Source organism: Miltoncostaea oceani (assembly GCF_018141545.1).
GTDB lineage: Bacteria > Actinomycetota > Thermoleophilia > Miltoncostaeales > Miltoncostaeaceae > Miltoncostaea > Miltoncostaea oceani.
Genome location: NZ_CP064356.1, coordinates 2699596 through 2720062 on the forward strand (window position 1 = coordinate 2699596; position 20467 = coordinate 2720062).

The following is a 20467-nucleotide window of genomic DNA, read 5'->3' on the forward strand; positions in this document are numbered from 1 at the left end:
GTCTCCTGGGGGGTGGGGTGCGCCCGAGCCTCTGGCTCAGACGAGGGCGGCGAGCCCGACGGGCTCGATGCGCACGGACGGGAGGATCTCGTGGTACGACAGGACGGTGAGCGTGGGGATGGCGTGGACGGTCAGCGCCTTCAGGTGGCGGCGCGTCGCGCCGGAGCAGAGGACGACCGGCGCGGCCCCGACGGCCTGCGCGTGGTCGACCTGCTCCTTGAGGGTGTCGATGAGGGCCGCGGCACGGGCGGGGTCCATGGTCACGGCGGTGCCGTCGTCGGTGCGTGCGACCGACTCCGCGATCTCGCGGTCGGCCTCGGGGTCGAGGGTGATCGCGCGGAGCGTCCCCGTCTCGTCCACGAAGCGGCCGCAGATGGCGCGCGAGAGGGCCTGGCGGCAGTACTCGGCGAGGATCGGGACGTCCTTCGTCAGCTTCGCCTTGTCGCCGAGCGTCTCGAGGATGGTGACCATGTCGCGCACCGGGACCGACTCCGCGAGGAGCGTCTGCAGCACCCGCTGCACCTCGCCGACGGTCATCAGGTCGGGGACGAGCTCCTCGACGGGGGCCGGCATGCGCTCCTTGAGGGCGTCGAGCAGGGCGCGGACGTCCTGGCGGCCGAGCAGCTCCGCGGCGTTGCGGCGGATGACCTCGGACAGGTGGGTGACGACGAGCGAGGTCGGGTCCACGACGGTGTAGCCGGAGATCTCGGCCTGCTCGCGCTGGGCCTCGCCGATCCAGACGGCCGGCAGGCCGAACGACGGCTCGACCGTCGGGATGCCGTCGAGCGGCAGGTCGGCGGTGCCGGGGTTCATGGCGAGGAGCTGGCCGGGCATGAGCGACCAGCGCGCCACCTCGACGCCGCGGATCTTCACGGCGTAGTCGTGCGAGCCGAGCTGGATGTTGTCGCGGATCCGGATCGGGGCGAGCGACAGGCCGAGCTCGGTCGCCATCTGGCGGCGGACCATCGCGACGCGGCCGAGCAGGTCACCGCCCTCGTCGGCATCGACGAGCGGCACCAGGCCGTAGCCGATCTCCAGCTCGAGGGGGTCGAGCGGGAGGAGCGCCGCGACGTTCTCGGGCTCCGACGGGCGGGTCGCGACGGCGGTCGCCTCGTCGGCGGCCTTCACGGCCTCCTCCTCGGCGAGCCCCCGGCGCAGCATCAGGGCCAGGCCGATGACGAGGCCGCCGATGATGAAGAACGGCAGCTTCGGCAGGCCGGGCACGAGGCCCATGCCCATCGCGACGCCGCCGGCGAGCATCAGCGCGCGGGGCTGGCGCACGAGCTGCTGGGTGAGGTCGTGGCCGAGGTTGCCGTCGCCGACGGACCGCGTGACGATGATGCCCGTCGCGACGGAGATCAGCAGGGCCGGGATCTGGGAGACGAGGCCCTCGCCGACGGTGAGCAGCGAGAAGTGCTGGATCGCCTCGGAGAAGCCCATCCCCTGCTGGAAGACGCCGACGGAGAGGCCGCCGACCAGGTTGATCATCACGATCAGGACGGCGGCGATGGCGTCGCCCTTCACGAACTTCGAGGCGCCGTCCATCGCGCCGTAGAAGTCGGCCTCCTTCGCGATCGTCTCGCGGCGCTCCTTGGCCTCCTCGTCGGTGATGACGCCGGCGTTCAGGTCGGCGTCGATCGCCATCTGCTTGCCCGGCATCGCGTCGAGGGTGAAGCGGGCGGCCACCTCGGCGACGCGCCCCGCGCCGTTCGTGATGACCACGAACTGGATCACGACGAGGATCGTGAAGACGATCAGGCCGACGACGACGTTGCCGCCGACGACGAACGAGCCGAAGGCCGAGATGACCTCGCCCGCCTCGCCGTGCAGCAGGATCAGACGCGTGCCGGAGATGTTGAGGCCGAGCCGGAACAGCGTCGCGACCAGCAGGAGCGACGGGAAGACGGAGAACTGGAGCGGCTCGGTGGTGTAGAGCGTGGCGAGCACGATCGCCAGGGCCGCCGAGATGTTCGCCGTGAGGAGGATGTCCAGCAGCCAGGTCGGCAGCGGGATGATCATCATCACGACGATGCCGACGACGACGACCGCGATCGCGACGTCGCTGTTCTTCAGCATGGTGTCGAGGACACCCGCGCGGCGCGGGGCGGTGGTGGCGACGGCGGTGCTCATGCGGCGGCCGGCGCCTTCCCGGTCGCCCGGTAGACGTGGGCGAGGATCTCCGCGACGGCGCCGAACGCGTCGGCCGGGATGTACTGGCCGACCTCGGCGTTGGCGAACAGGCTCCGGGCGAGCGGCGGGTCCTGGACGACGGTGACGCCGCTCTCGCGCGCCAGGGAGATGATCCGGAAGGCGACGTTGTCGGCGCCCTTCGCGACGACCTGGGGGGCGGGCAGGGCCCGCGCGTACCGCAGCGCCACCGCGAAGTGGGTCGGGTTGGTGATGACGACGTCGGCGTCGGGGACGGCGGACATCATGCGGCGGACGGCCATCTCCCGCTGGCGGCGCTTCAGCTGCCCCTTGACCTCGGGGTTGACGTCCTGCTCCTTCGCCTCGCGCCGGACCTCGTCCTTCGTCATCCGGAGGTCCTTCTCGTGCTGCCACCGCTCGTAGACGAGGTCGGCGGCGGCGAGGACGACGTAGACCGCGACGATCGCCCAGCCGATCTTCATGATCAGGCCGCCGACCACCACGATCGCCATGCCGGGGCTCGCGCCCATCAGGCCGGTCAGGTCGGGGATGCCGGAGCGCAGCACGACGAACGCGACGACGCCGGTCACCGAGACCTTCAGGAGGTCCTTCACGAGGCCGACGGCGGAGCGGACCGAGAAGAGCCGCTTCACGCCCGAGATCGGGTTGAGCACCGAGAACCGGGGCTTCAGGACCTCGGGGGTGATCCCCGGCTTCACCTGGATCGCGGAGGCGACGACGCCGACGATGAGGCCCGCGATCGCGAACGGGGCCGTGAGGCGCATCGAGTCCCAGCCGGCGTCGGTGAGGACGCGCCAGCCGGAGGAGGCGGTGATCGGGTCGGAGTCGCCGGCCGCGCCGAGGGAGGTGCCCATGACCCGGGTCATGCCGGCGAGCATCCAGCCGCCCGAGAAGGAGAGCATGGCGAAGACCGCGAGCAGCCCGAGACCGGTGTTGATCTCGCGGCTGCGCGCGACCTGGCCGCGCTTGCGCGACTCGTCGCGCTTGCGCGGTGTGGCCCTCTCCGTCTTGTCGCCCGAGCCGGCCATGAGGCGCCGCCCACCTTGATGCGGGCCATCCGTGACTCCGTGACCCGCGAGCATCCGGCGCGCGGCGAACCTGGTGCGGCACCCTCCGGGGCCGCCACGCCCCTTCCTTCGTCACGGAGGGGCCGAAGGTTGAGCCCCGTCGCCACATCCGTGCGCGGCGGGTCGGTCGGCGCCGGTCGCGTCCGCGACGGTGGACGTCGCTGCGGGACGGCGAGCGTTCCGGACGGGACGGCGGGTGGGCACCTCCCACGCGTCCCGGGCGCGGCCGCGACCGGCGTCACCCGCTTATCGGACCCTCCGCGTCAGAAATGAGCGGGAGGCCGCGATGGGTCGGTCAGAGCGAGGTCTCGTCGCGGCCCACGGCGCGCACCGAGACGGCGCCGGTGGCGACCTGCACGCGCAGGCTGCGCCCGAGGGAGCCGCCGGTGTCGTGCGCGCGCAGGCGCAGGCCGGCGGTGCGCAGGGCGGCGCGGACGGCCTCCTCGTTGCGCTCGCCGATGCGGAGCACCCCGCCGCCCGAGCCCGAGCTGAACATCTGGGCGCCGCCGGCGATGGCGGCGACGAGGGCGGTGCGCTCCGCGCCGAGCCGGCAGACCTCCGCCACGAGCGCCGGGACGGCGGTGTCCGCGAACTTGCCGGGAGGGCCGGCGGCGCGGGCCGTCGTCGAGTCGGGGAGCATCACGTGGGCCATGCCGGCGACCTTCCGCCGGGGGTCCGTCAGCACCAGGCCGATGCACGACCCGAGGCCGAGCGCCGAGATGACGTCACCGGGGTCGGCGCTCGCGACGAGCTGGCCGATCCCGACGGGCAGGCCGCTCACCCGCCGGCCGGGGTCCGCACCGCGTTCACGCGGGCAGGCCGAGGGAGCGGAGCACCGTGTCGAGCGCGTCGGGCGTCGGCATGTAGAGCACCTCGCCGAGCGACCCGATGCCGGGGGCGCCGAAGCCGGAGTCGATCAGCAGCGCCCGGGGGGCGAGCATCGCCACCTCGGCGAGCGCGGCGCCGAGCAGGGCGCCGGCCATGTCGACGCCGACGGCCGGCGGGGTCGGCTCGACGTGCAGGCCGGTGAGGGCGGAGAGGGCGCCGAGGTACGCGCTGGCGAGCACGTTGCCCACCTCCTGCAGCGCCGACAGCTCCATCTCCGTGAACGGCGCGTCGCCGGTGGCGACGGCGCCGCCGGCCCGGCCCATCAGGGTGTCCACGAGGGCGCGGGCGGAGGCCTCGCGCATCAGCACCAGCATGTGCCCGGGCGCGTCGCCGACGACCCCGAGGAAGACGGCGGCGACGACGTCCTCGCCCCCGCCGACCTCCTCCGGCACCTGCTCCACCGGCACGAGCGACACGCGCGGGATCCCCATGTCGACGGGGCCCCCGACCATCGCGCTGAGGGCCGTGGCGGCGGTGCCGGCGCCGATGTTGCCGACCTCCCGCAGGACGTCGAGCTGCCGCTCGCCCAGGGCCTCCGGGACCGTGGTCACGGCAGGAGCCCGGCGAACGCGGCGACGGCGGCGACGTCCACGATCAGCGCGACGGAGCCGTCGCCGAGGATGGTCGCCCCCGCCACGCCGGGGACGTCCCCGAGGTAGTCGGGGAGGTGCTTGATGACGACGTCCTGCTTGCCGACGAGCCCCTCGACCACCAGGCCGAGGCGCGTCGCGCCGATCGTGACGACGACGACGTCGAGGCGGTCCGCGTCGTCGGGGGGCGCCATCCCGAGGCACTCGCCGAGCCAGACGAGGGGCACGATCGCGTCGCGCAGCACCAGGCACGGGCGGCCGTTGACCGGGCGTGCCTCGTCGCGGTCGACCATGACGGTCTCCTCGATCGCCTCGAGCGGGACCGCGAACACGTGCTCGGGCCCGCCGGCCGCGCCGGAGGACACCAGCAGCGCCTGGATGATCGCGAGCGTCAGGGGGATGCGGATCGTGAAGACGCTGCCGGATCCGACGGTGCTCGCGATGGCGACCTCGCCGTTGAGGTCGGCGATGGCGTTGCGGACGGCGTCCATGCCCACGCCGCGACCGGAGACGTCGGTCGTCTGGGCGGCGGTCGAGAACCCGGGGAGGAACACCAGCTCCAGCGCCTGCTCGTCGCTGAGCGCGGCGGCGGCCTCGGCGTCCATCAGGCCCTTGCGCACCACCGACGCCCGCAGGGCCTCGGGGTCCATCCCCTTGCCGTCGTCGCGGACCTCGATGACCACGTGGTTGCCGGCGTGCCGCGCCGAGAGGTGGACGTGGCCGACGGGGTCCTTGCCCGCCGCCTCCCGCTCCTCCGGCGACTCGAGCCCGTGGTCGACCGCGTTGCGCAGCATGTGCACCAGCGGGTCGCCGAGGCCGTCGATGATCGTGCGGTCGAGCTCGGTGTCCTCGCCGGTGATGACCAGCTCGAGGCGCTTGCCGAGGGTGTTCGCGAGGTCGCGGACCATGCGCGGGAACCGCAGGAACACGGCCTCCACCGGCATCATCCGCACCTGCATGATCAGCGTCTGCAGGTCGTTCGTGACGCGGCTCATCTCCTCGACCGCGCCGCGGAGGTCGCCGAGGGCGTGGCGGTGGGCGAGCTGCTCCAGGCGGGTGCGCTGGATGACCATCTCCCCCATCAGGTTCATGAGGGCGTCGAGGCGGTCGACGCCCACCCGGACCGTGGCGGCGGCCCGCGACGGCGAGCGCTCGGCGGCGGGCGGTGCGGGGGCGCCGGCGACCGGGGCGTCGGGCGTGGGGGCGGCCGGGGCGTCCTCCACCGGCGCCTCCTCCGCCGGGGCGGCGGGCTCGACGACGGAGACGTCGCACCGGGCGACCTCGCTCACGCCGAGCGCCGCCGCGGCGGCGACGTCGGGGGCGGCGTCCGTGACGATCCAGAAGACGACGCCGTCCTCGCCGGCCTCACCGCTCTCGATGGCCTCGGTCGTGGGGTCGCTGCGGATCAGGTCGCCGAGGCCCTCGAGCTCCTGCACCACCATGAAGGCGCGGGCGGCGACGAGCTGGCAGCCCTCGTCGAAGCCGACGTCGACGCGCAGCACGGACAGGCCGCGCTCGTGCGCCTCGGCGACCACCATGCGCTCGTAGTCGCTGAGGACCTCGCCGGCCGGGGCGGCGGCGGGCGCCGGGGGGGCGACGGTCGCGGCCGTCTGCGCGACCGCGGCGGCGGCGCCGGAGGAGATCGCGTCGAGGCGGGCGAGCACCGCGGAGGCGTCGACCTGCTCGGTGTCGCCGGCGGCGACGCGGTCGACCATCTCCTGCAGCGTGTCGAGGCAGGCGAAGAGGGCGTCGCTCACCGCGGGGGTGACGGGGGCGCCGTCGTCGCGCATCGCGGCGAGGACCTCCTCCATGCGGTGGGTGAGGCCCGCCATCGACTCGAAGCCCATCGTCGCGCTCATCCCCTTGAGGGAGTGCGCGACCCGGAAGATGACCGTCAGCGGCTCCGGATCGGCGGGGGCGCGCTCGAGGTCGAGCAGTGACGCGTTCAGCGTCTGGAGGCTCTCACCGCTCTCATCCAGGAAGAGCCCGAGGTACTCGGAGGTGTCCACGCTTCTCCCGATCCGTCGTCGCGCCGGTCAAAAGGACGGGAGCGCTTGGTCGCCCGGCTCCCGGCCGCTACCCGTTCGGGTGGCACCCGGCGCGAGGCCCGGCCGTACGCTCCATCTCGTATTCGGATATCGGCCCACGACGGGAGGAATTGAGGTGAGAGCACTCTGCGAGGTGCGGCGCGAGGACCCGGCGGCGCTCGCGACGTTGTCGCTGGCGCTGGAGCGGGAGCTGATCGCGCTGGGGGCCGCCGACCGGCCGGTCGCGTTCGCCTGCATCGGCACCGACCGCTCCACCGGCGACGCCCTCGGACCCCTCGTGGGTCAGCGCCTCCTGAAGCTCGGCTTCGACCCCGAGGGGGTCATCGGGACCCTCGAGGAGCCGCTCCACGCCCTCAACCTGGAGGAGCGCGTGCAGCCGCTGCGGGCGCACCCGTCGCGGCCCCTGGTGGTGGCGGTCGACGCGGCCCTGGGGTCGACGGCGGGCGTCGGCTCGGTGAACCTCCGTCGCGGCGGCCTGCTGCCCGGCCAGGGGGTGGGGAAGGCGCTGCCGGCCGTCGGCGAGCTGTCGGTCACGGCCACCGTCAACGTGCAGGCCGGCGCCCTCGACGTGCAGATCCTGCAGTCGACGCGCCTCTACCTGGTGCAGGAGCTCGCCGAGCTCATCGGCGTCGCCTGCTGGTGGGCCCACCGCAACGTGCGGCGCGCCGCGGTCGCCCCGGCGCAGGCCCTGGCGGTCTGACCCGGCCGGTCCGCGCGGGCCGGCCGGGTCCCCGCGGCGTCAGCCGCGGCCGAGCAGGCGCTCCGGGTCGAGGATCACGAGGAGGCCGTCGTCGAGCTTGGCGACCGACTCGATCGCCCCGCCGGCCCCGCCGACCACGTTCGCGGGCGGCGGCTCGGTGATCGCCAGGTCGATGGTGGCGACCTCGCGGACCTCGTCGACGACGATCCCGACGGTCGCGTCGCGCAGCTCGATGATCACGACCTTCGCGTCGGCGGGGTCGCCGGTGGCGACGCCGAGGCGCTCGCCGAGGCTGAGCACCGGGATCAGGCGGCCGCGGAGGTTGATGACCCCCTCGACGCCGCGGGGGCTCTCCGGCATCGGGCGCGGCGGCGTGTGACGGATGATCTCCTGCACGCTCGTGATCGGCACGCCGTACATCTCGTCGCCGAGCCGGAAGATGACGAGCTGGCGGGTTGCGGCGACGGTCTCTGCGGTCGTGCTCATCGGTTCGGACCCTCCTGGGTGACGGCCGGGCCATCGGGCCGGCGGTAGAAGAACATCCCCTGCTTCTCCCAGCCGAGCTCGTCCGAGCGCGCGATGCGCTCGGTCGCGCCGACGAAGAGGACGCCGCCGGGTCGCAGCGCCTGGAGGAAGCGCGAGTAGAGGCGTTCCTTCGCGTCCTCCGTGAAGTAGATGACGACGTTGCGGCACAGGATCAGGTCCTGTCCGGCCGGGAAGCGGTCGGCGAGCAGGTCGAGGCGCGAGAACCGGATCGACCGCCGCAGCGCGTCGTCGGCCCGCACGCCCCCGTCCGCCTCGGTCCGGAACCAGCGCTCCCGGCGGGCCCGGGTCACGGCGCGCATGTCGGCCTCGGTGAACCGGCCCTCACGCGCCCGGGCGAGCACGCGCTCGTCCAGGTCGGTGGCCGTGATCTCGTGCCGGGCGCCGGGGTCGGCCTCGGCGAGCAGGACGCCGAGCGAGTAGGGCTCGGCGCCGTACGAGCAGCCGGCGCTCCACACCTTCAGGCCCCGCCGTCCCGCGGTCGCCACGAGGCCCGGCAGGATGTCCCGCTCGAGCTCGGCGAAGCGCTCCGGGTTCCGGAAGAGCTCGGAGACGTTGATCGTCATGTGGTCGAGGAACGCCTCGCGGGCCGCGACGTCGCGGCGGAGCCGCTCCAGGTACGCGTCGAGGTCGCCGTCGCCGGAGCGCCGCGCGAACGACCGGAGGCGCCGCTCCATCTGACCGCGGCGGTAGTCGTCGAGGTCGATCCTGAGCAGCGACCGGACGCCCCCGCAGAAGCGGGCGTAGTCCGCCGCCGCGGGACCCTCCGGCGTGCGCGCGTCGGTGGAGGTGCTCACGAGGCGCTCATGTCGTCGGCGACGCGGCGGACGTCCTCCGCGAGCCGGGCGACCTCGGTGGCCGCGCGTCCGGTCTCGCCGGCGGCGGCGGCGACCTCCTGGGAGGCGGCGGCGATGCTCTGCAGCGAGCCGCTCGTGGCGGAGACCGCCTCGGCGATGCCGGTGAACTCGGTGGCGACGGACGCGTTGGCCCGGTCGAGCTCGCCGACCTGGTCGGAGGCGGCGCGCTCGGCCTCGCGGACGCGGCCGATGCTGCGCTGCATCTCGGCGACGGCGGTGTTCGCCTCGCCGAGGCGCTGCTGGGTGGCCTCCGCCAGCTTGCGCACCTCGTCGGCGACGACGGCGAACCCACGGCCGGCCTCGCCGGCGCGGGCGGCCTCGATCGCCGCGTTGAGGGCGAGCAGGTTGATCTGCTCCGCGGTCTGGGCGAGCCCCGCCGCGATGTCGCCGATGCGACCGGAGCTCTCCTCGAGCTCCTCCGCCGAGCCGGCGAGGGTGACCGTCGTGTCGCGGACGGCGGCGAGCGACTGCTCGGCCGCCCGGATCGCGCCGAGGCCCTCGTCGGTGCGGCGCGCGGCCTCCTGCGACTGCTGGGCGGCGGCGGTGACGTCGGACGCGACCTGCTCCGACGTCGAGCCCATCTGCTCGACGCTGGCGGACGACTGCTGCGCGGCGGCGGCGACCTGGCCGGCGAGCTCGTTCAGCTCGGCCTGCACGACGGCCTGCGCGGCCTGCTGGCGCTCGACCTCGGCGAGGGCGTCCTCGGCGCGCGACTGCCGGGTGTTCGTGAACGACTGCGTGACGAGGCACTCGTCGAAGGCGAGCACCTTGTCCAGCGCCGTGATCAGGGCGGCCGTCTCCTCGGGCCCGCGCTTCGCCCTCTTCGCGGAGGTGACGCACGCGTGGACCCAGACCTCCCGGATCGTGGCGATCTGCGCCAGGTAGGCGTCGATCGGCAGGTCGATGCGATCGTGGACGTCCGCGATCCGCGTGCGGGACGCGACGTGGTCGGCGTCGAGGCGCGTGGTGAGGAAGTCGAGGAGGTAGACCCGCAGCGTCCGCGACAGCCGGTCCGTGGTGCTGTGCCGGTTCACCAGGTCGCTGAGCCCGCGGCTCTCGCCGACCCGCTGGTAGAAGCGGGCGACCATCTCGTCGACGGTCGACTCCAGCAGCTCACGACCGCCGGTCTGCAGCACCCGGAGCATGGCCGCGTCGATCCCGAGCAACCGCTTCCGGTCGTCCTCGGTGAACCACGCGGTACCGCTCGCCTCACCCGCCATCAGATCCTCCCTCGCTGTCCGTGGCGGCCGGTCGGGTCGCCTGGTCCTGGTCTCGGCCCCCGGGGGGGTCGTCATGAGTTCCGCGTCACCACCGGATCGTTAATCCGTGGGTTCACCCGGCGCGGCGCAGCGCGCGCGGGGCGGCGACCGCCTCGGCGATCGCCAGGGGCATGGCGTCGAGCGGCACGACGGCCTCGGTGAGGCCGGCGGCGACGGCGGCGCGGGGCATCCCCCACACCACGCAGCTGCTCTCGTCCTCGGCGATCAGGGTGCCGCCGGCGGCGCGCACGTCGCGACCGCCGGCGGTGCCGTCGTCGCCCATCCCGGTGAGGACCACGGCCAGCACGCGCTCGCCGTAGTGGCGGGCGGCCGTCGTGAACATGATGTCCGCCCGGGGCCGGAGGGCCCCGACGGGGGGTGCGTCCGACAGCGCGACGCGGCCGACGCCGGAGACCTCGAGGTGCAGGCCGCCCGGCGCGATCAGCGCCGTGTCGGGGCGGATGGCGTCACCGTCGCGCGCCTCGCGGACCTCGAGCGCCGACACCGCGTCGAGCCGCTGTGCGAGGGGCGCGATGAACCCGGGGGGCATGTGCTGCACGATCAGGACGCCGGCGCCGAGCGGCGACGGGAGGCGGGGCACGAGCGCCTGGAGCGCCCGGGGGCCCCCGGTGGACGTCGCGATGACCACGAGCCGTCCGTTCGCGCCACCGGCGCGCGCCGCGAGGCCCGCGCTCGGCCGGGCCGGCCGCGGCGCGCGCGCGAGCGCGGACAGGCGGGCGCCGCCCGCCGAGCGGACCTTCGCGACGAGCTCGTCGCGCGCGGCGCCCCAGCGGGCGGGGTCGAGCCGGAGGGCGGGCTTCTGGACGACGTCGACCGCGCCGGCGGCGAGGGCCTCGACGCTCGCCGCGCTGCCGGCGCCGGTGAGCGTGGAGACCATCACCACGGGCGTCGGGCGGACCCGCATCAGCTCCCGCAGGCCGTCGAGGCCGTTGCGCCGCGGCATCTCCACGTCGAGCGTGACGACGTCGGGCGAGAGCTCGCGGACGCGGTCGATCAGCTCGATGCCGTCGCGGGCCTCCCCGACGACGGTGAGGCCGCCGTCGGTCAGCAGGTCGATCAGCACCCGCCGCAGCAGCGGCGAGTCGTCGCACACCAGGACGCGCGGACCGGTGGCCGCCATCGTCGTCCCCCCGCCCCGCCGGCGGCTAGGCCAGGGCCTTCGTGACGGCCTCGAGGACGCGGTCCGGCTGGAACGGCTTCACGATGAAGTCACGCGCCCCCGCCTGGATCGACTCGATCACCATCGACTGCTGGCCCATCGCCGAGCACATCACCACCCGCGCCGACGGGTCGGCGCCGCGGATCTCCTTGAGGGCCGCGAGGCCGTCCATCTCCGGCATCGTGATGTCCATCGTCGTCAGGTCCGGCGACAGCTCCCGGTACTTGGCGACGGCGACCTGGCCGTTCTCGGCCTCGCCGACGATGTCGTAGCCGGCCTCGGTGAGGATGTTCTTGATCATCATCCGCATGAAGGCGGCGTCATCGGCGATCAGGACACTGGGCATCGCATGGCTCCGTGGGTTTCGTTCGGGACAGGTTCGATATCGGTCGGCGCGATCACGACTTGACGCGATCGCCACGTGCCGGGGCGGCGGTGCGCGGGCATCCCGGGACGGGGGGCCCGGCGTGTCCGAGAGACGTCCGCGAGCGCAGGGCACGCGCGTCGAGCGTCGTCTCGATCGGACCGCCGGGCATGCAGCGGTCATCGGCCGGCGACCTGAAGGCGGCGTCAAGCACGTCTCAAGATGTCGGCCTTGAGCGTTCCCTGAGGTTCCGTTGAGCGTGTCGTGACGGTCCCGGACGATGATGACCCGGTCGCCAGGACGGCGACGTCAACGCGCGGACCAGAGACGGCAGCCATGACCACGAGCGCAGACGAGCACGGAGCGGGACGGCGGGTGCCCCGGCCGGGGGACGTGCCCCGGCGACGCGAGGGGATGCTGCGCCCGCTCGACGAGGTGCCCCGCCCGCTGCGCGCGGTGATCGTTGGCGCCGGCGTCGTGGTGGCCGTCGCCTACCTGCTGCACCTGGCCCAGACCGGCCTGTCGATCGGCGGCCCCGGCCTCGACGGCCTCGCGGCCGGGTGGGGGATGAACGCCCTCCTCATCGCCGCCGCCCTCGCCGCGGGGTCCCGGGCGGTGCTCGTCCGCCACGAGCGCCTCGCCTGGTCCTTCCTCGCCTCGGCCCTCGGCATCTGGGCCGTCGGCGAGGTCTACTGGTACGAGGTGCTGCTGCCGCAGGACCCCGCCCCCTACCCCAGCCTCGCGGACGCCTGCTGGCTCGCCTTCTTCCCCCTCTGCTACACGGGCCTCGTCCTGCTGGTCCGCAGCCGGGTCAGCCGCTTCCCGCGGTCCCTGTGGTTCGACGGGGTGATCGGGGCGCTCGGCGTCGCGACGCTCAGCGCCGCGTTCGTGCTGCGGCCCATCCTGGAGTCCACGACCACGACAACGGCGGCGACCCTCACCAACCTCGCGTACCCCGTCGGCGACCTCACCCTCCTCGCGATCGTCCTGTGGGCGGTCGCCCTGACGGGCTGGCGGCCGAGCCCCGGCTGGACGGCGCTCGCCGTCGGCATCGTCATCGCCTGCGTCGCCGACAGCATCTTCCTGGTGCGTGTCGCCGAGGGGATGGGGTTGGCCGCCGGCGCGGACGACTACGTCGTGAAGCCGGCCTCGGGGCGGCTGGTGGTCGCCCGCGCCCGGGCGATGCTGCGCCGCCCGCGGCGTGCGGACCCGCAGGGGCCGGGGGAGGTGTCGGGGGCGTGGCGCCACGGTGACCTGACGGTCGACGGCCCGGCGCGCGAGGTGCACGTGGCGGGCCGGCCGGTCGACCTGACGCGCATCGAGTTCGACATCCTCGCGGCGTTGATCGCGTCGCCCCGCATCGTCATCACCCGCGAGGCGATGGTGGACGCCGTGTGGGGGGCGAACTGGTACGGCGACGACCACGTCCTCGAGGTCCACGTCTCGAACCTCCGGCGGAAGATCGGGGCGGGCTGGGTGCGGACGGTCCGCGGGGTGGGGTACCGGATCGGCGACGGCGGGTGAGCGGCGACGCCGTGGACCGGGCGGTGCTGGCCGCCCTGGCGGAGGACACGGCGGATGTCAGGGTGGCGCGCGAGATCGTCGCGATCTACCTCAGCCGCCTCCATGACCGCCGTGACGCCCTCGTGGGCGCCCGGGGCGCGGCGGCGCTGCTGCGCGCGGCGCACGGCCTGCGCTCGCCGAGCGAGCTCGTCGGGGCCGTCGGCCTGGGGGCCCGGTGCGCGGCGATCGAGCGCGCCGCGCGGGGCGGGCGCCTGCTCGACGACGCCACGGCCGACGAGGTGCGGCGCGAGTGCGACCGGGTCGAGCGGGAGCTGTGGAGCCACCTGGAGGGTGGGGCCCCCGGCTGACGGCGGCCCGGCGCGTCGGCGACGGCGCGGGACGGCGCGGGACGGCGTGGGGGATCATGAGCGGGATGGACGACCTCGATCAGCGGATCGACGCCCTCTTCGGCGGTGCCCCCGGGGACTTCACGGCGGGCCGGGACGCGTTGGCGAAGGAGTTGCGTGCCGCGGGCGACCGGGAGGGCGCGGACCGTGTGCGTGCGTTGCGCCGGCCGACGCGGCTGGCGGCCGAGCTGAACCGCATCGCACGGGACGCCCCGGACGGGCTCGCCGCGGTGTTCGCGGCGGAGGGGGACCTGGCCACCGCGCAGGCGGCGGTGCTGGACGGCACCGGGGACGCGGGGGCCCTCGGTGCCGCGGGCGCCGCGGAGAACGCGGCGGTCGCGGCGTTGTCCGACGATCCCGCCGTGCGCGCCGCGTTGCGGACGGCGGCGCGCGACGAGGGGCTGCGGGACGACCTCCGGGCAGGGCGCCTCTCGGCGGATCCCGAGGCCGGCGGCGGGGACGGCCTCTTCGCGTTCGGGCCCCCGCCGTCGGGTCCGCGCACGACGCGTGGCGGTGCGAAGGCCGGGGCGGCGAAGGGGGGTGCGGGGAAGAAGGCCGACGCCCCCGAGCCGGCGGAGGCCCGGGAGGACGGCGGGGACGGGGACGGGGACGAGCTCGCGACGGCGCGGGCGCGGCGGGCGCGGCGGGCCGCCCTCGAGGAGGCACGGGGGCTGGTGGAGCGGGCGGAGGAGGCCGAGCGGGAGGCGGCGGACGCGCACGCGTCGGCCGCCGAGGAGGCGGCGCGGGCGCGCAAGGCGCGCGACGCGTGCGCCGCGGCCCTGGAGGACGCGCGCGCCGCCCTGGAGGCGGCGGAGGCGGAGGATGCCGACGCCCGCCGCCGCGCCGAGGCCGCCGACGCCGACGAGGCGCGAGCGAAGGACGCGGCCGACGCCGCCGCCCGACTCGCCACCGACGCCCGGGAGGCCCTCACCGCCGCCGAGGCCGACGACCCCTGAGCCCACGGGTCGGACCGTGGCCCCGGGAGCCGCCTCCCCCAATCCCGTTCCATCGTCCACTTGGCCGTTGCGCCGAGGTCCATCTGGACGCGACGCCGAGGTCCGATTGGACGCGACGCCGAGGTCCACTTGGCCGCGTCCCGAAGGTCCATTTGGCCGTGGCCCCGAGGTCCACTTGGCCGTGGCCCCGAGGTCCACTTGGCCGTGGCTCCGAGGTCCATTTGGATGCGACGCCGAGGTCCGGTTGGACGCGACGCCGAGGTCCACTTGGTCCCGAAGGTCCAATTGGCCGCGCCCCCGACGTTCATTTGAACGCGATGCCGAGGTCCATTTGGACGCGATGCCGAGGTCCACTTGGCCGTGGCCCCGCGGTCCACTTCGCCGGTCGCGTCGCCGAGGTCCACTTGGACGCGACGTCGAGGTCCAATTGGACCCGACCCCGGATCCCGTCGCCGTGCGGTTCTCGGGGAGGACCTTCAGTCGGGCGGCGGTCGTGGTCCGTTCGGATCCCGACGACGGGTGGGCTACCCCTCCCCCGCCGCGACGTCCGCGGCGGGGTCGGGGACGGGGGTCACCCGGGTTCGGGGCCTTCCCCGCCACGGAACTTGCGCCAGTCGGCGGGGCGCTTCTCCTGGAAGGAGGCGATCCCCTCCGCCGGCTCGACGCCGTGGACGTGGTTGAGGGCCACCAACTCCAACCCATGCTGGACGGCGCCATAGAGCTGGTCGGTCTGGGCGTTCAACGCGATCTTCGCCAACCGCAGGCCCTGGGGGCTGCGGCGGAGGATCTGGTCGCACCACGCATCGACCTCGGCGTCGAGGTCCCCGTCGGGGACGACCTTGTTCACCAGGCCCATCTGGAGGGCCTCCTCGGCGGTGTACTGGCGGGTGAGGTAGAGGATCTCCCGGGCCTTCTTCTCCCCGACCGTCGCGGGCAGGAGCTGGCACCCCCACCACAGGGGGGCCGACCCGATCTTCGGGCCCGCCTGGCCGAAGCGGCCGGACTCCCCCGTGATCGTGAGGTCGCACAACACATTGAGTTCGTTGCCGCCGCCGATGCAGTAGCCGCGGACCTTCACCACGATCGGCTTGCCGTTGTTGCGGATCGCCAGGCCCAGGCGGTCGTGGAGGTGGTGCAGGGCCCGCTTCTGGGCGAGGGTGCGGGTCGGGTCGCGGACGTCGCCGCCGACGCAGAACGCCCGGTCCCCCGCCCCGGTGAAGACGATCACCCCGACCGCCTCGTCGTCGGCGGCGGCCTCGAAGGCCTCGGCGAGTTCCCGGATCGTCTGGGAGCGGAACGCGTTCAGGCGGTCGGGCCGGTTGATGGTGATCGTCGCCCGGCCACCTGCGACCTCGTAGAGGATGTCCTCGAAATCGGGCACCGCGCCCTCCTTGTGACAGAGATGACGATCCGCCCGTTGACGGACCGCCGGACGCGGCGTAGCTTACAGCTGTAGACCGGACTTACAAGCGTAGGCTTGTGCCGTAACCCGACCCGGAGACCGAGGGACCCATGACGACCTCCGCGACGCCACCCCCCGCCGGACCCGACCCGGGCGCACTCGCCCAGGGACACCCCGCCGGCCTGCACGACGCGCTCGCCTACCCGTACTTCCAGTCGGTCTTCGACCGCAAGAGCCGGCGGATGGGCCTCGGGATGCACATGCCCGGGACGCTCGAGTACCAGAGCCCCTACGAGCCGGTCGCGCTGACGGAGCTCGAGGAGGCCCTCCTGCTCGTGGCGGGCACCGGCCTCACGGGCCTCAACCTCGGCGACATCGACCCGTCGATGGGCGCCGACGCGATGGTCCAGTGGACGGCCCGCACGTGGCCGTCGTCGTGCTCGAACCACGGCACCGAGCTCTTCTTCACGAACGACACCGGCACGTACTTCCTGGACATGTGGAACCTCATGCCGGAGCCCGGTGAGCTGTCCACGCTCCAGGGCAAGTCCGTCGAGGCGCAGGTCGACTGGATCCTGCAGCTCGTCGGCCGGGCCAAGCGCCAGCTCGACCCGCAGCGGGCCCAGATGCCGACCGGCCTCCCCGGCCTGTTCGTCTTCAACCACTGGAACGCGAACAAGCCCGGCACCACGCTGTTCCTGCCCGTCTCGAACATGACGCTCGAGTACATCAACCTGCTGTTCATCTACTTCTCCCCCGAGTACCGCTTCACGCTCGTGGACGAGACGAACGGCTACGCGCCGTGCGGGCTGCAGAAGTGGATCGACTCGGGCCGCCTCGACGCCAACCGCCAGATGGGGATCGTCGAGATCGAGCAGCGCGTGCTGTCGATGCAGGTCGTCGAGCAGGCGTTCATCTGCCAGAACATCAACCTCGCGCTCCAGGCGATGGGCCTCGGCGGCTGGACGTACACCGGGTACATCGCCCGTTACGCGCTCGGCGGCATGGACGTCCCCGGCCTCGGCTTCCGCTTCGCCGACGCGAAGCGCGGCCCGTCCGTCCCCGTCGGCCGCGACGGCGTCTTCGAGGCGTTCACGCCCCCGTACCACCAGGACATGTCGGCCGCGGTCGACGCGTTCCTCGAGCGCAAGTGGTCGCAGTACGAGCCCGACATGCCGAAGGCGTACCTCGAGCCCGACAAGGTGACGTCGCAGATCGAGCGTCCCTCCGAGGACACCATCCAGATCGTCAAGGACTACTGCACGTACGTGCACGAGACCTACGGGCGGTTCCCGGCGTACCTCGACCCGATGTACCAGCGCCTCACCTGCCAGGCCCAGCACGTCGACCCTGACTTCTACGCGCAGTACTACCCGCCGGGCGCGGTCACCCCGCAGCACCACGCGCACTTCGACCGCTGGCACCCGGAGCTCGTCGGCCCTGACGGCAAGCCGCCCCGCGCCGAGGGCACGCCCCCGTCCGCGAACGGCGGCAACGGCGGCAACGGCGGCGCGCCCAGCCCGCCGGGGGCGCTCTAGGCCGTGGGCCAGCCGGCGCAGCCGGCCGTCGTCGCACCGCGCCGCGAGCCGCTCGACCGGCGGCGGATCCTCGAGGCGGCCCTGCGGCTCATCGACGAGCACGGCGTCGCCGAGCTGTCGATGCGCCGGCTCGGGGCCGAGCTCGGCGTCCAGGCGATGTCCCTCTACCGCCACCTGCCCAACAAGCAGGCGGTGGTGGAGGGCGTGCGCGACCTCATCTTCGAGGAGCTCGCCCGGCTCCGTCCCACGACCCCGCCGGACGAGCCGTGGGACGCGGGACTCCTGGCGATGGCGCAGGCGTTCCGCGGCATCTGCCGCCGCCACCCCCACGCCCTCGCCCTGTTCGCCACCGACGTCGACCGGGCCTACGCCGCGTCGTCGTCGTTCTACGAGCCGGTGCTCGACAGCCTCGTCCGGGCCGGCTTCGACGAGGGCGACGCCGCCGAGGCGGTGCGCATCGTCATCCGGTACGTCCTGTCGTCCGAGCTGCTGACCGCCGCGGTCACCACGATGCGCAACCCCCTCGGGCCGGGCGAGATCGGCGACCTCGAGCGGGACCGGCCCCTGACGGGGCGGCTCGTGCGGACGCTGACGGAGCGGCCGCCCGGCACCTTGGAGCAGCCGGGCCTGGAGCTGATCGTCGCGGGGCTCCGGACGCGCCTGGCCGGCACGCCCTAGGCGAGCAGCGACTCCCCGAGGTACCCGCCGCGGGCGGGGCCGGGCAGGGCGAAGAAGAACCCGCCGCCCTCGGGGCGGATGTACTCCTCCAGCCGCTCGCCGGTCAGCCGCGACTGGACCGCGAGGAACCCCCGGCCGAGGCTGCGCTGGTAGCTGACGAACGCGAGGCCCTGGTCGAGCTGGCCGGCGCCGTCGTAGCCGCGGGTGTACGAGAACCCACGACGCAGGATCAGGTTGCCCTCGGTCCCGGGCGTGCGCGGGTTGGCGAGGCGGATGTGGGCGTCGAGGGGCGTCCGCTCGCCGTCGGGGTCGGCGGCGAAGTCGGGGACGTCGGTCTCATGGACCCCGTCGAGGGGGGCGCCGTCGGACTTGCGGCGGCCGATCAGGGCCTCCTGCTCCGCGAGCGGGGTGCGGTCCCAGAACTCGACGAGCATCCGGATGACGCGGACGACGTGGTACGACCCCCCGGCGGTCCACGCCGGTTCGCGGTCGGCCCGGCCGGCCGTCCAGACGTACCGGCCGAGCGCCTCCGCCCCGGTGCCGAGGTTCGCCGTCCCGTCGACGAAGCCGAGCAGGTTGCGGGGTGAGCCCGTGGTCCTCTCCCCCGCGTTCGAGCGCCGGTTGAAGCCCTCCACCACCCACTTCAGCGTCAGGGTGCGCCGGGTGCGCCGCATCAGCTGGCGCAGGGCGAACAGCACCGTGTCGGGGTGCTGCGCCTGCACGGTGAGCAGCAGGTCGCCGTGGCTCCGGTCGGGGTCGAGGCGGTCGTTGGCGAGGAACGGCATCTCGACCAGCTCGACCGGGCGGCGGTCCTCCAGCCCGAACCGGCCGTCGAAGAGGGAGGCGCCGACGCTGACCACGATCGACAGGTCGTCGGGTGCCGGGTCGGGACCGAGGATCCCCGAGTCGGCGGGGGGGAACGCCGGGTCCCGCGGCGTGATCGGGCGTCCCGACATCAGTCCCTCCACCTCGTCGGAGAGCTCGCGGAACATCTCCTCCAGGTGGGGCCGGTCCCGGGCGAGCACCGTGAACGAGGCCATCAGGCCCCGGGCGGGCGCCGGGTGGGTCGTGATGCCGACCTGGTGCGGCCCGTGGAACGGCAGGAGGGCGCCGGCGGGGACGTCGTCGCCCGACGCCCCCGCGGCCCACCCGGCCCCGAAGGAGCCGGCGCCGACGGCGATGCCGCCCGCGCCGGCGATGAACGCCCGGCGCGAGATGCGGTGCCCCACGCCCCGACGCCCCTACTGCAGGCCGAGGGTGCCCGGCACGAGCGCCAGGTCCTCGGAGAGGCCTGCGAGCTGGCCCTTCAGCGTGTCGATCTGCGCCCGCGTGACGGTCGTCGCGGGGCACAGGTCGGGCGCCGGGTAGGGGTCGTCCTCCTGGCAGAACAGGACGAACCCGTCGCCGTCGCGCAGCTCGTCGAGGCTCGCGTCCAGCTCGGTGAAGCCCTCGTCGATGCGGGCCAGCAGCTCCGGGTCGGCCGCCTCGAGCGCCGGCGTCAGCAGCTCGATGATCTTCTCCGCGCCCTCGACGTTCGCGGCGAAGTCCCAGAGGTCGGTCTTCGAGTAGCGGTCCTCCTCGCCGGTGATCTTGCCCTCCGAGACCTCCTGGATCAGCTCGGAGGCGCCGAGCGCCATGGCGGCGGGCGGGATCTCCAGGTCGTCGAGGCCCGCCTGCAGGGTCGCGAGGTCCCGGTCGAGCCGGTTCGCGAACCGTGCGGCGCCGCGCGTGCCGTCGGTCGTCCAGAGGATGTACTCGAGGCGGTGCCACCCGGTGAACTCCGGGTCGGTGGGGCCGGAGAAGTCGTCGACGCGGGAGTCGACCGCGCCGTCGGTCGCCTCGATCAGGCCGGCGATCGGCTCGATGCGCTCCCACGGCTCGCGGCTCGGCGCGAAAGCCGCCTTCGCGGCGTCCACGTCCCCGGCGCGCACCGCATCGGTCAGGACCGTCGTCTTCGCGACGATGTCCGCCGCCTGCGCCGTCACGTAGGCCTTGTACCCGGCGACGGCGGCCGTGACGGCGGCGTCGTCGGTCTGGACCGTCAGCGTGTCGTCGAGCGACAGGCCGGTCCCCGAGCCGGAGCCCGAACCGGACCCCGAGGCCGAGCCGGACGCCGAGGCGTCCGTGCCGACGGCGCGGACGTCGGCCCCGTCGTCGGAGCCGCATGCCGCCGCGAGCAGCGCGAGGGGGACCGTGACGGCGATGGCGGCGATGAGCACGCGGCGCAAGGTGACCTCCGGGTGGAGCGGGAGACGGAACGAGCCGGGTTAGGCTATCCGAACATCGGAGCGTCGGTGGGACTTGCTACCCGTCGCCTG

19 protein-coding genes are annotated in these 20467 nt (G+C 74.1%); 6 read left to right on the forward strand and 13 right to left on the reverse strand.

What is annotated here, in order from left to right:
- Positions 1 to 36: 36 nt before the first annotated feature.
- From flhA to IU369_RS13790, 5 genes are all read right to left on the reverse strand, one after another.
- Entirely contained in the window at positions 37 to 2130 is a 2094-nt protein-coding gene (gene flhA, locus IU369_RS13770; protein WP_217921556.1) for a flagellar biosynthesis protein FlhA, read from the reverse strand.
- Positions 2127 to 3197 carry a flagellar biosynthesis protein FlhB gene (gene flhB, locus IU369_RS13775; protein ID WP_217921557.1) on the reverse strand — a complete coding sequence of 357 codons (1071 nt, stop codon included), beginning with the start codon at positions 3195 to 3197 and terminating at the stop codon, positions 2127 to 2129. Before flhB ends, flhA begins: the two co-directional genes overlap by 4 nt.
- Positions 3198 to 3531: 334 nt before the next feature.
- Positions 3532 to 4017 carry a chemotaxis protein CheD gene (locus IU369_RS13780; RefSeq protein ID WP_217921558.1) on the reverse strand — a complete coding sequence of 162 codons (486 nt, stop codon included), beginning with the start codon at positions 4015 to 4017 and terminating at the stop codon, positions 3532 to 3534.
- Positions 4018 to 4042: 25 nt separating this feature from the next.
- Positions 4043 to 4675, reverse strand: coding sequence for a chemotaxis protein CheC (locus tag IU369_RS13785; protein ID WP_217921559.1), 633 nt, complete (start codon positions 4673 to 4675; stop codon positions 4043 to 4045).
- A complete protein-coding gene (locus IU369_RS13790; RefSeq protein WP_217921560.1) occupies positions 4672 to 6723 on the reverse strand; it encodes a chemotaxis protein CheA in 2052 nt (683 codons plus the stop codon). Before IU369_RS13790 ends, IU369_RS13785 begins: the two co-directional genes overlap by 4 nt.
- Positions 6724 to 6877: 154 nt before the next feature.
- Here IU369_RS13790 and yyaC point away from each other — a divergent pair, with 154 nt between their 5' ends.
- Complete coding sequence (gene yyaC / locus IU369_RS13795; protein ID WP_217921561.1) at positions 6878 to 7462, forward strand: spore protease YyaC; 585 nt, start codon at positions 6878 to 6880, stop codon at positions 7460 to 7462.
- A 39-nt stretch (positions 7463 to 7501) separates the two neighbouring features.
- Here yyaC and IU369_RS13800 read toward each other — a convergent pair whose 3' ends face one another.
- From IU369_RS13800 to IU369_RS13820, 5 genes are all read right to left on the reverse strand, one after another.
- A complete protein-coding gene (locus tag IU369_RS13800; protein ID WP_217921562.1) occupies positions 7502 to 7948 on the reverse strand; it encodes a chemotaxis protein CheW in 447 nt (148 codons plus the stop codon).
- The gene (locus IU369_RS13805) at positions 7945 to 8802 is read right to left on the reverse strand and encodes a CheR family methyltransferase (protein ID WP_217921563.1); all 858 of its coding nucleotides are present in this window, start codon (positions 8800 to 8802) and stop codon (positions 7945 to 7947) included. Before IU369_RS13805 ends, IU369_RS13800 begins: the two co-directional genes overlap by 4 nt.
- Positions 8799 to 10082: a globin-coupled sensor protein gene (locus IU369_RS13810; RefSeq protein WP_217921564.1), complete on the reverse strand. Its 1284-nt coding sequence runs from the start codon at positions 10080 to 10082 to the stop codon at positions 8799 to 8801. The genes IU369_RS13805 and IU369_RS13810 overlap by 4 nt, the downstream gene beginning before the upstream one ends.
- Before the next feature lie 112 nt (positions 10083 to 10194).
- Complete coding sequence (locus IU369_RS13815; RefSeq protein ID WP_217921565.1) at positions 10195 to 11262, reverse strand: protein-glutamate methylesterase/protein-glutamine glutaminase; 1068 nt, start codon at positions 11260 to 11262, stop codon at positions 10195 to 10197.
- A gap of 25 nt (positions 11263 to 11287) precedes the next feature.
- A complete protein-coding gene (locus IU369_RS13820; RefSeq protein ID WP_217921566.1) occupies positions 11288 to 11647 on the reverse strand; it encodes a response regulator in 360 nt (119 codons plus the stop codon).
- 354 nt (positions 11648 to 12001) lie between these two features.
- Here IU369_RS13820 and IU369_RS13825 point away from each other — a divergent pair, with 354 nt between their 5' ends.
- The 3 genes from IU369_RS13825 (at position 12002) to IU369_RS13835 (ending at position 14531) form a co-directional block, all read left to right on the forward strand.
- Positions 12002 to 13189, forward strand: coding sequence for a response regulator transcription factor (locus IU369_RS13825; RefSeq protein ID WP_217921567.1), 1188 nt, complete (start codon positions 12002 to 12004; stop codon positions 13187 to 13189).
- Complete coding sequence (locus IU369_RS13830) at positions 13186 to 13536, forward strand: Hpt domain-containing protein (protein ID WP_217921568.1); 351 nt, start codon at positions 13186 to 13188, stop codon at positions 13534 to 13536. The genes IU369_RS13825 and IU369_RS13830 overlap by 4 nt, the downstream gene beginning before the upstream one ends.
- A gap of 65 nt (positions 13537 to 13601) precedes the next feature.
- Positions 13602 to 14531, forward strand: a complete 930-nt coding sequence (locus IU369_RS13835; protein WP_217921569.1) for a hypothetical protein — start codon at positions 13602 to 13604, stop codon at positions 14529 to 14531.
- Positions 14532 to 15102: 571 nt separating this feature from the next.
- On the opposite strand, the gene IU369_RS13840 is transcribed toward IU369_RS13835, so the two are convergent.
- Positions 15103 to 15912, reverse strand: coding sequence for an enoyl-CoA hydratase-related protein (locus IU369_RS13840; RefSeq protein ID WP_217921570.1), 810 nt, complete (start codon positions 15910 to 15912; stop codon positions 15103 to 15105).
- A 131-nt stretch (positions 15913 to 16043) separates the two neighbouring features.
- On the opposite strand from IU369_RS13840, the gene IU369_RS13845 reads away from it, so the two are divergent.
- Positions 16044 to 17471, forward strand: a complete 1428-nt coding sequence (locus IU369_RS13845; RefSeq protein ID WP_217921571.1) for a hypothetical protein — start codon at positions 16044 to 16046, stop codon at positions 17469 to 17471.
- A 3-nt stretch (positions 17472 to 17474) separates the two neighbouring features.
- Positions 17475 to 18149 carry a TetR/AcrR family transcriptional regulator gene (locus IU369_RS13850; RefSeq protein WP_217921572.1) on the forward strand — a complete coding sequence of 225 codons (675 nt, stop codon included), beginning with the start codon at positions 17475 to 17477 and terminating at the stop codon, positions 18147 to 18149.
- Here IU369_RS13850 and IU369_RS13855 read toward each other — a convergent pair.
- Positions 18146 to 19378: a Dyp-type peroxidase gene (locus IU369_RS13855; RefSeq protein ID WP_217921573.1), complete on the reverse strand. Its 1233-nt coding sequence runs from the start codon at positions 19376 to 19378 to the stop codon at positions 18146 to 18148. The genes IU369_RS13850 and IU369_RS13855 overlap by 4 nt on opposite strands.
- A 12-nt stretch (positions 19379 to 19390) precedes the next feature.
- Positions 19391 to 20368, reverse strand: a complete 978-nt coding sequence (locus tag IU369_RS13860) for an EfeM/EfeO family lipoprotein (RefSeq protein ID WP_217921574.1) — start codon at positions 20366 to 20368, stop codon at positions 19391 to 19393.
- Positions 20369 to 20467: the final 99 nt, after the last annotated feature.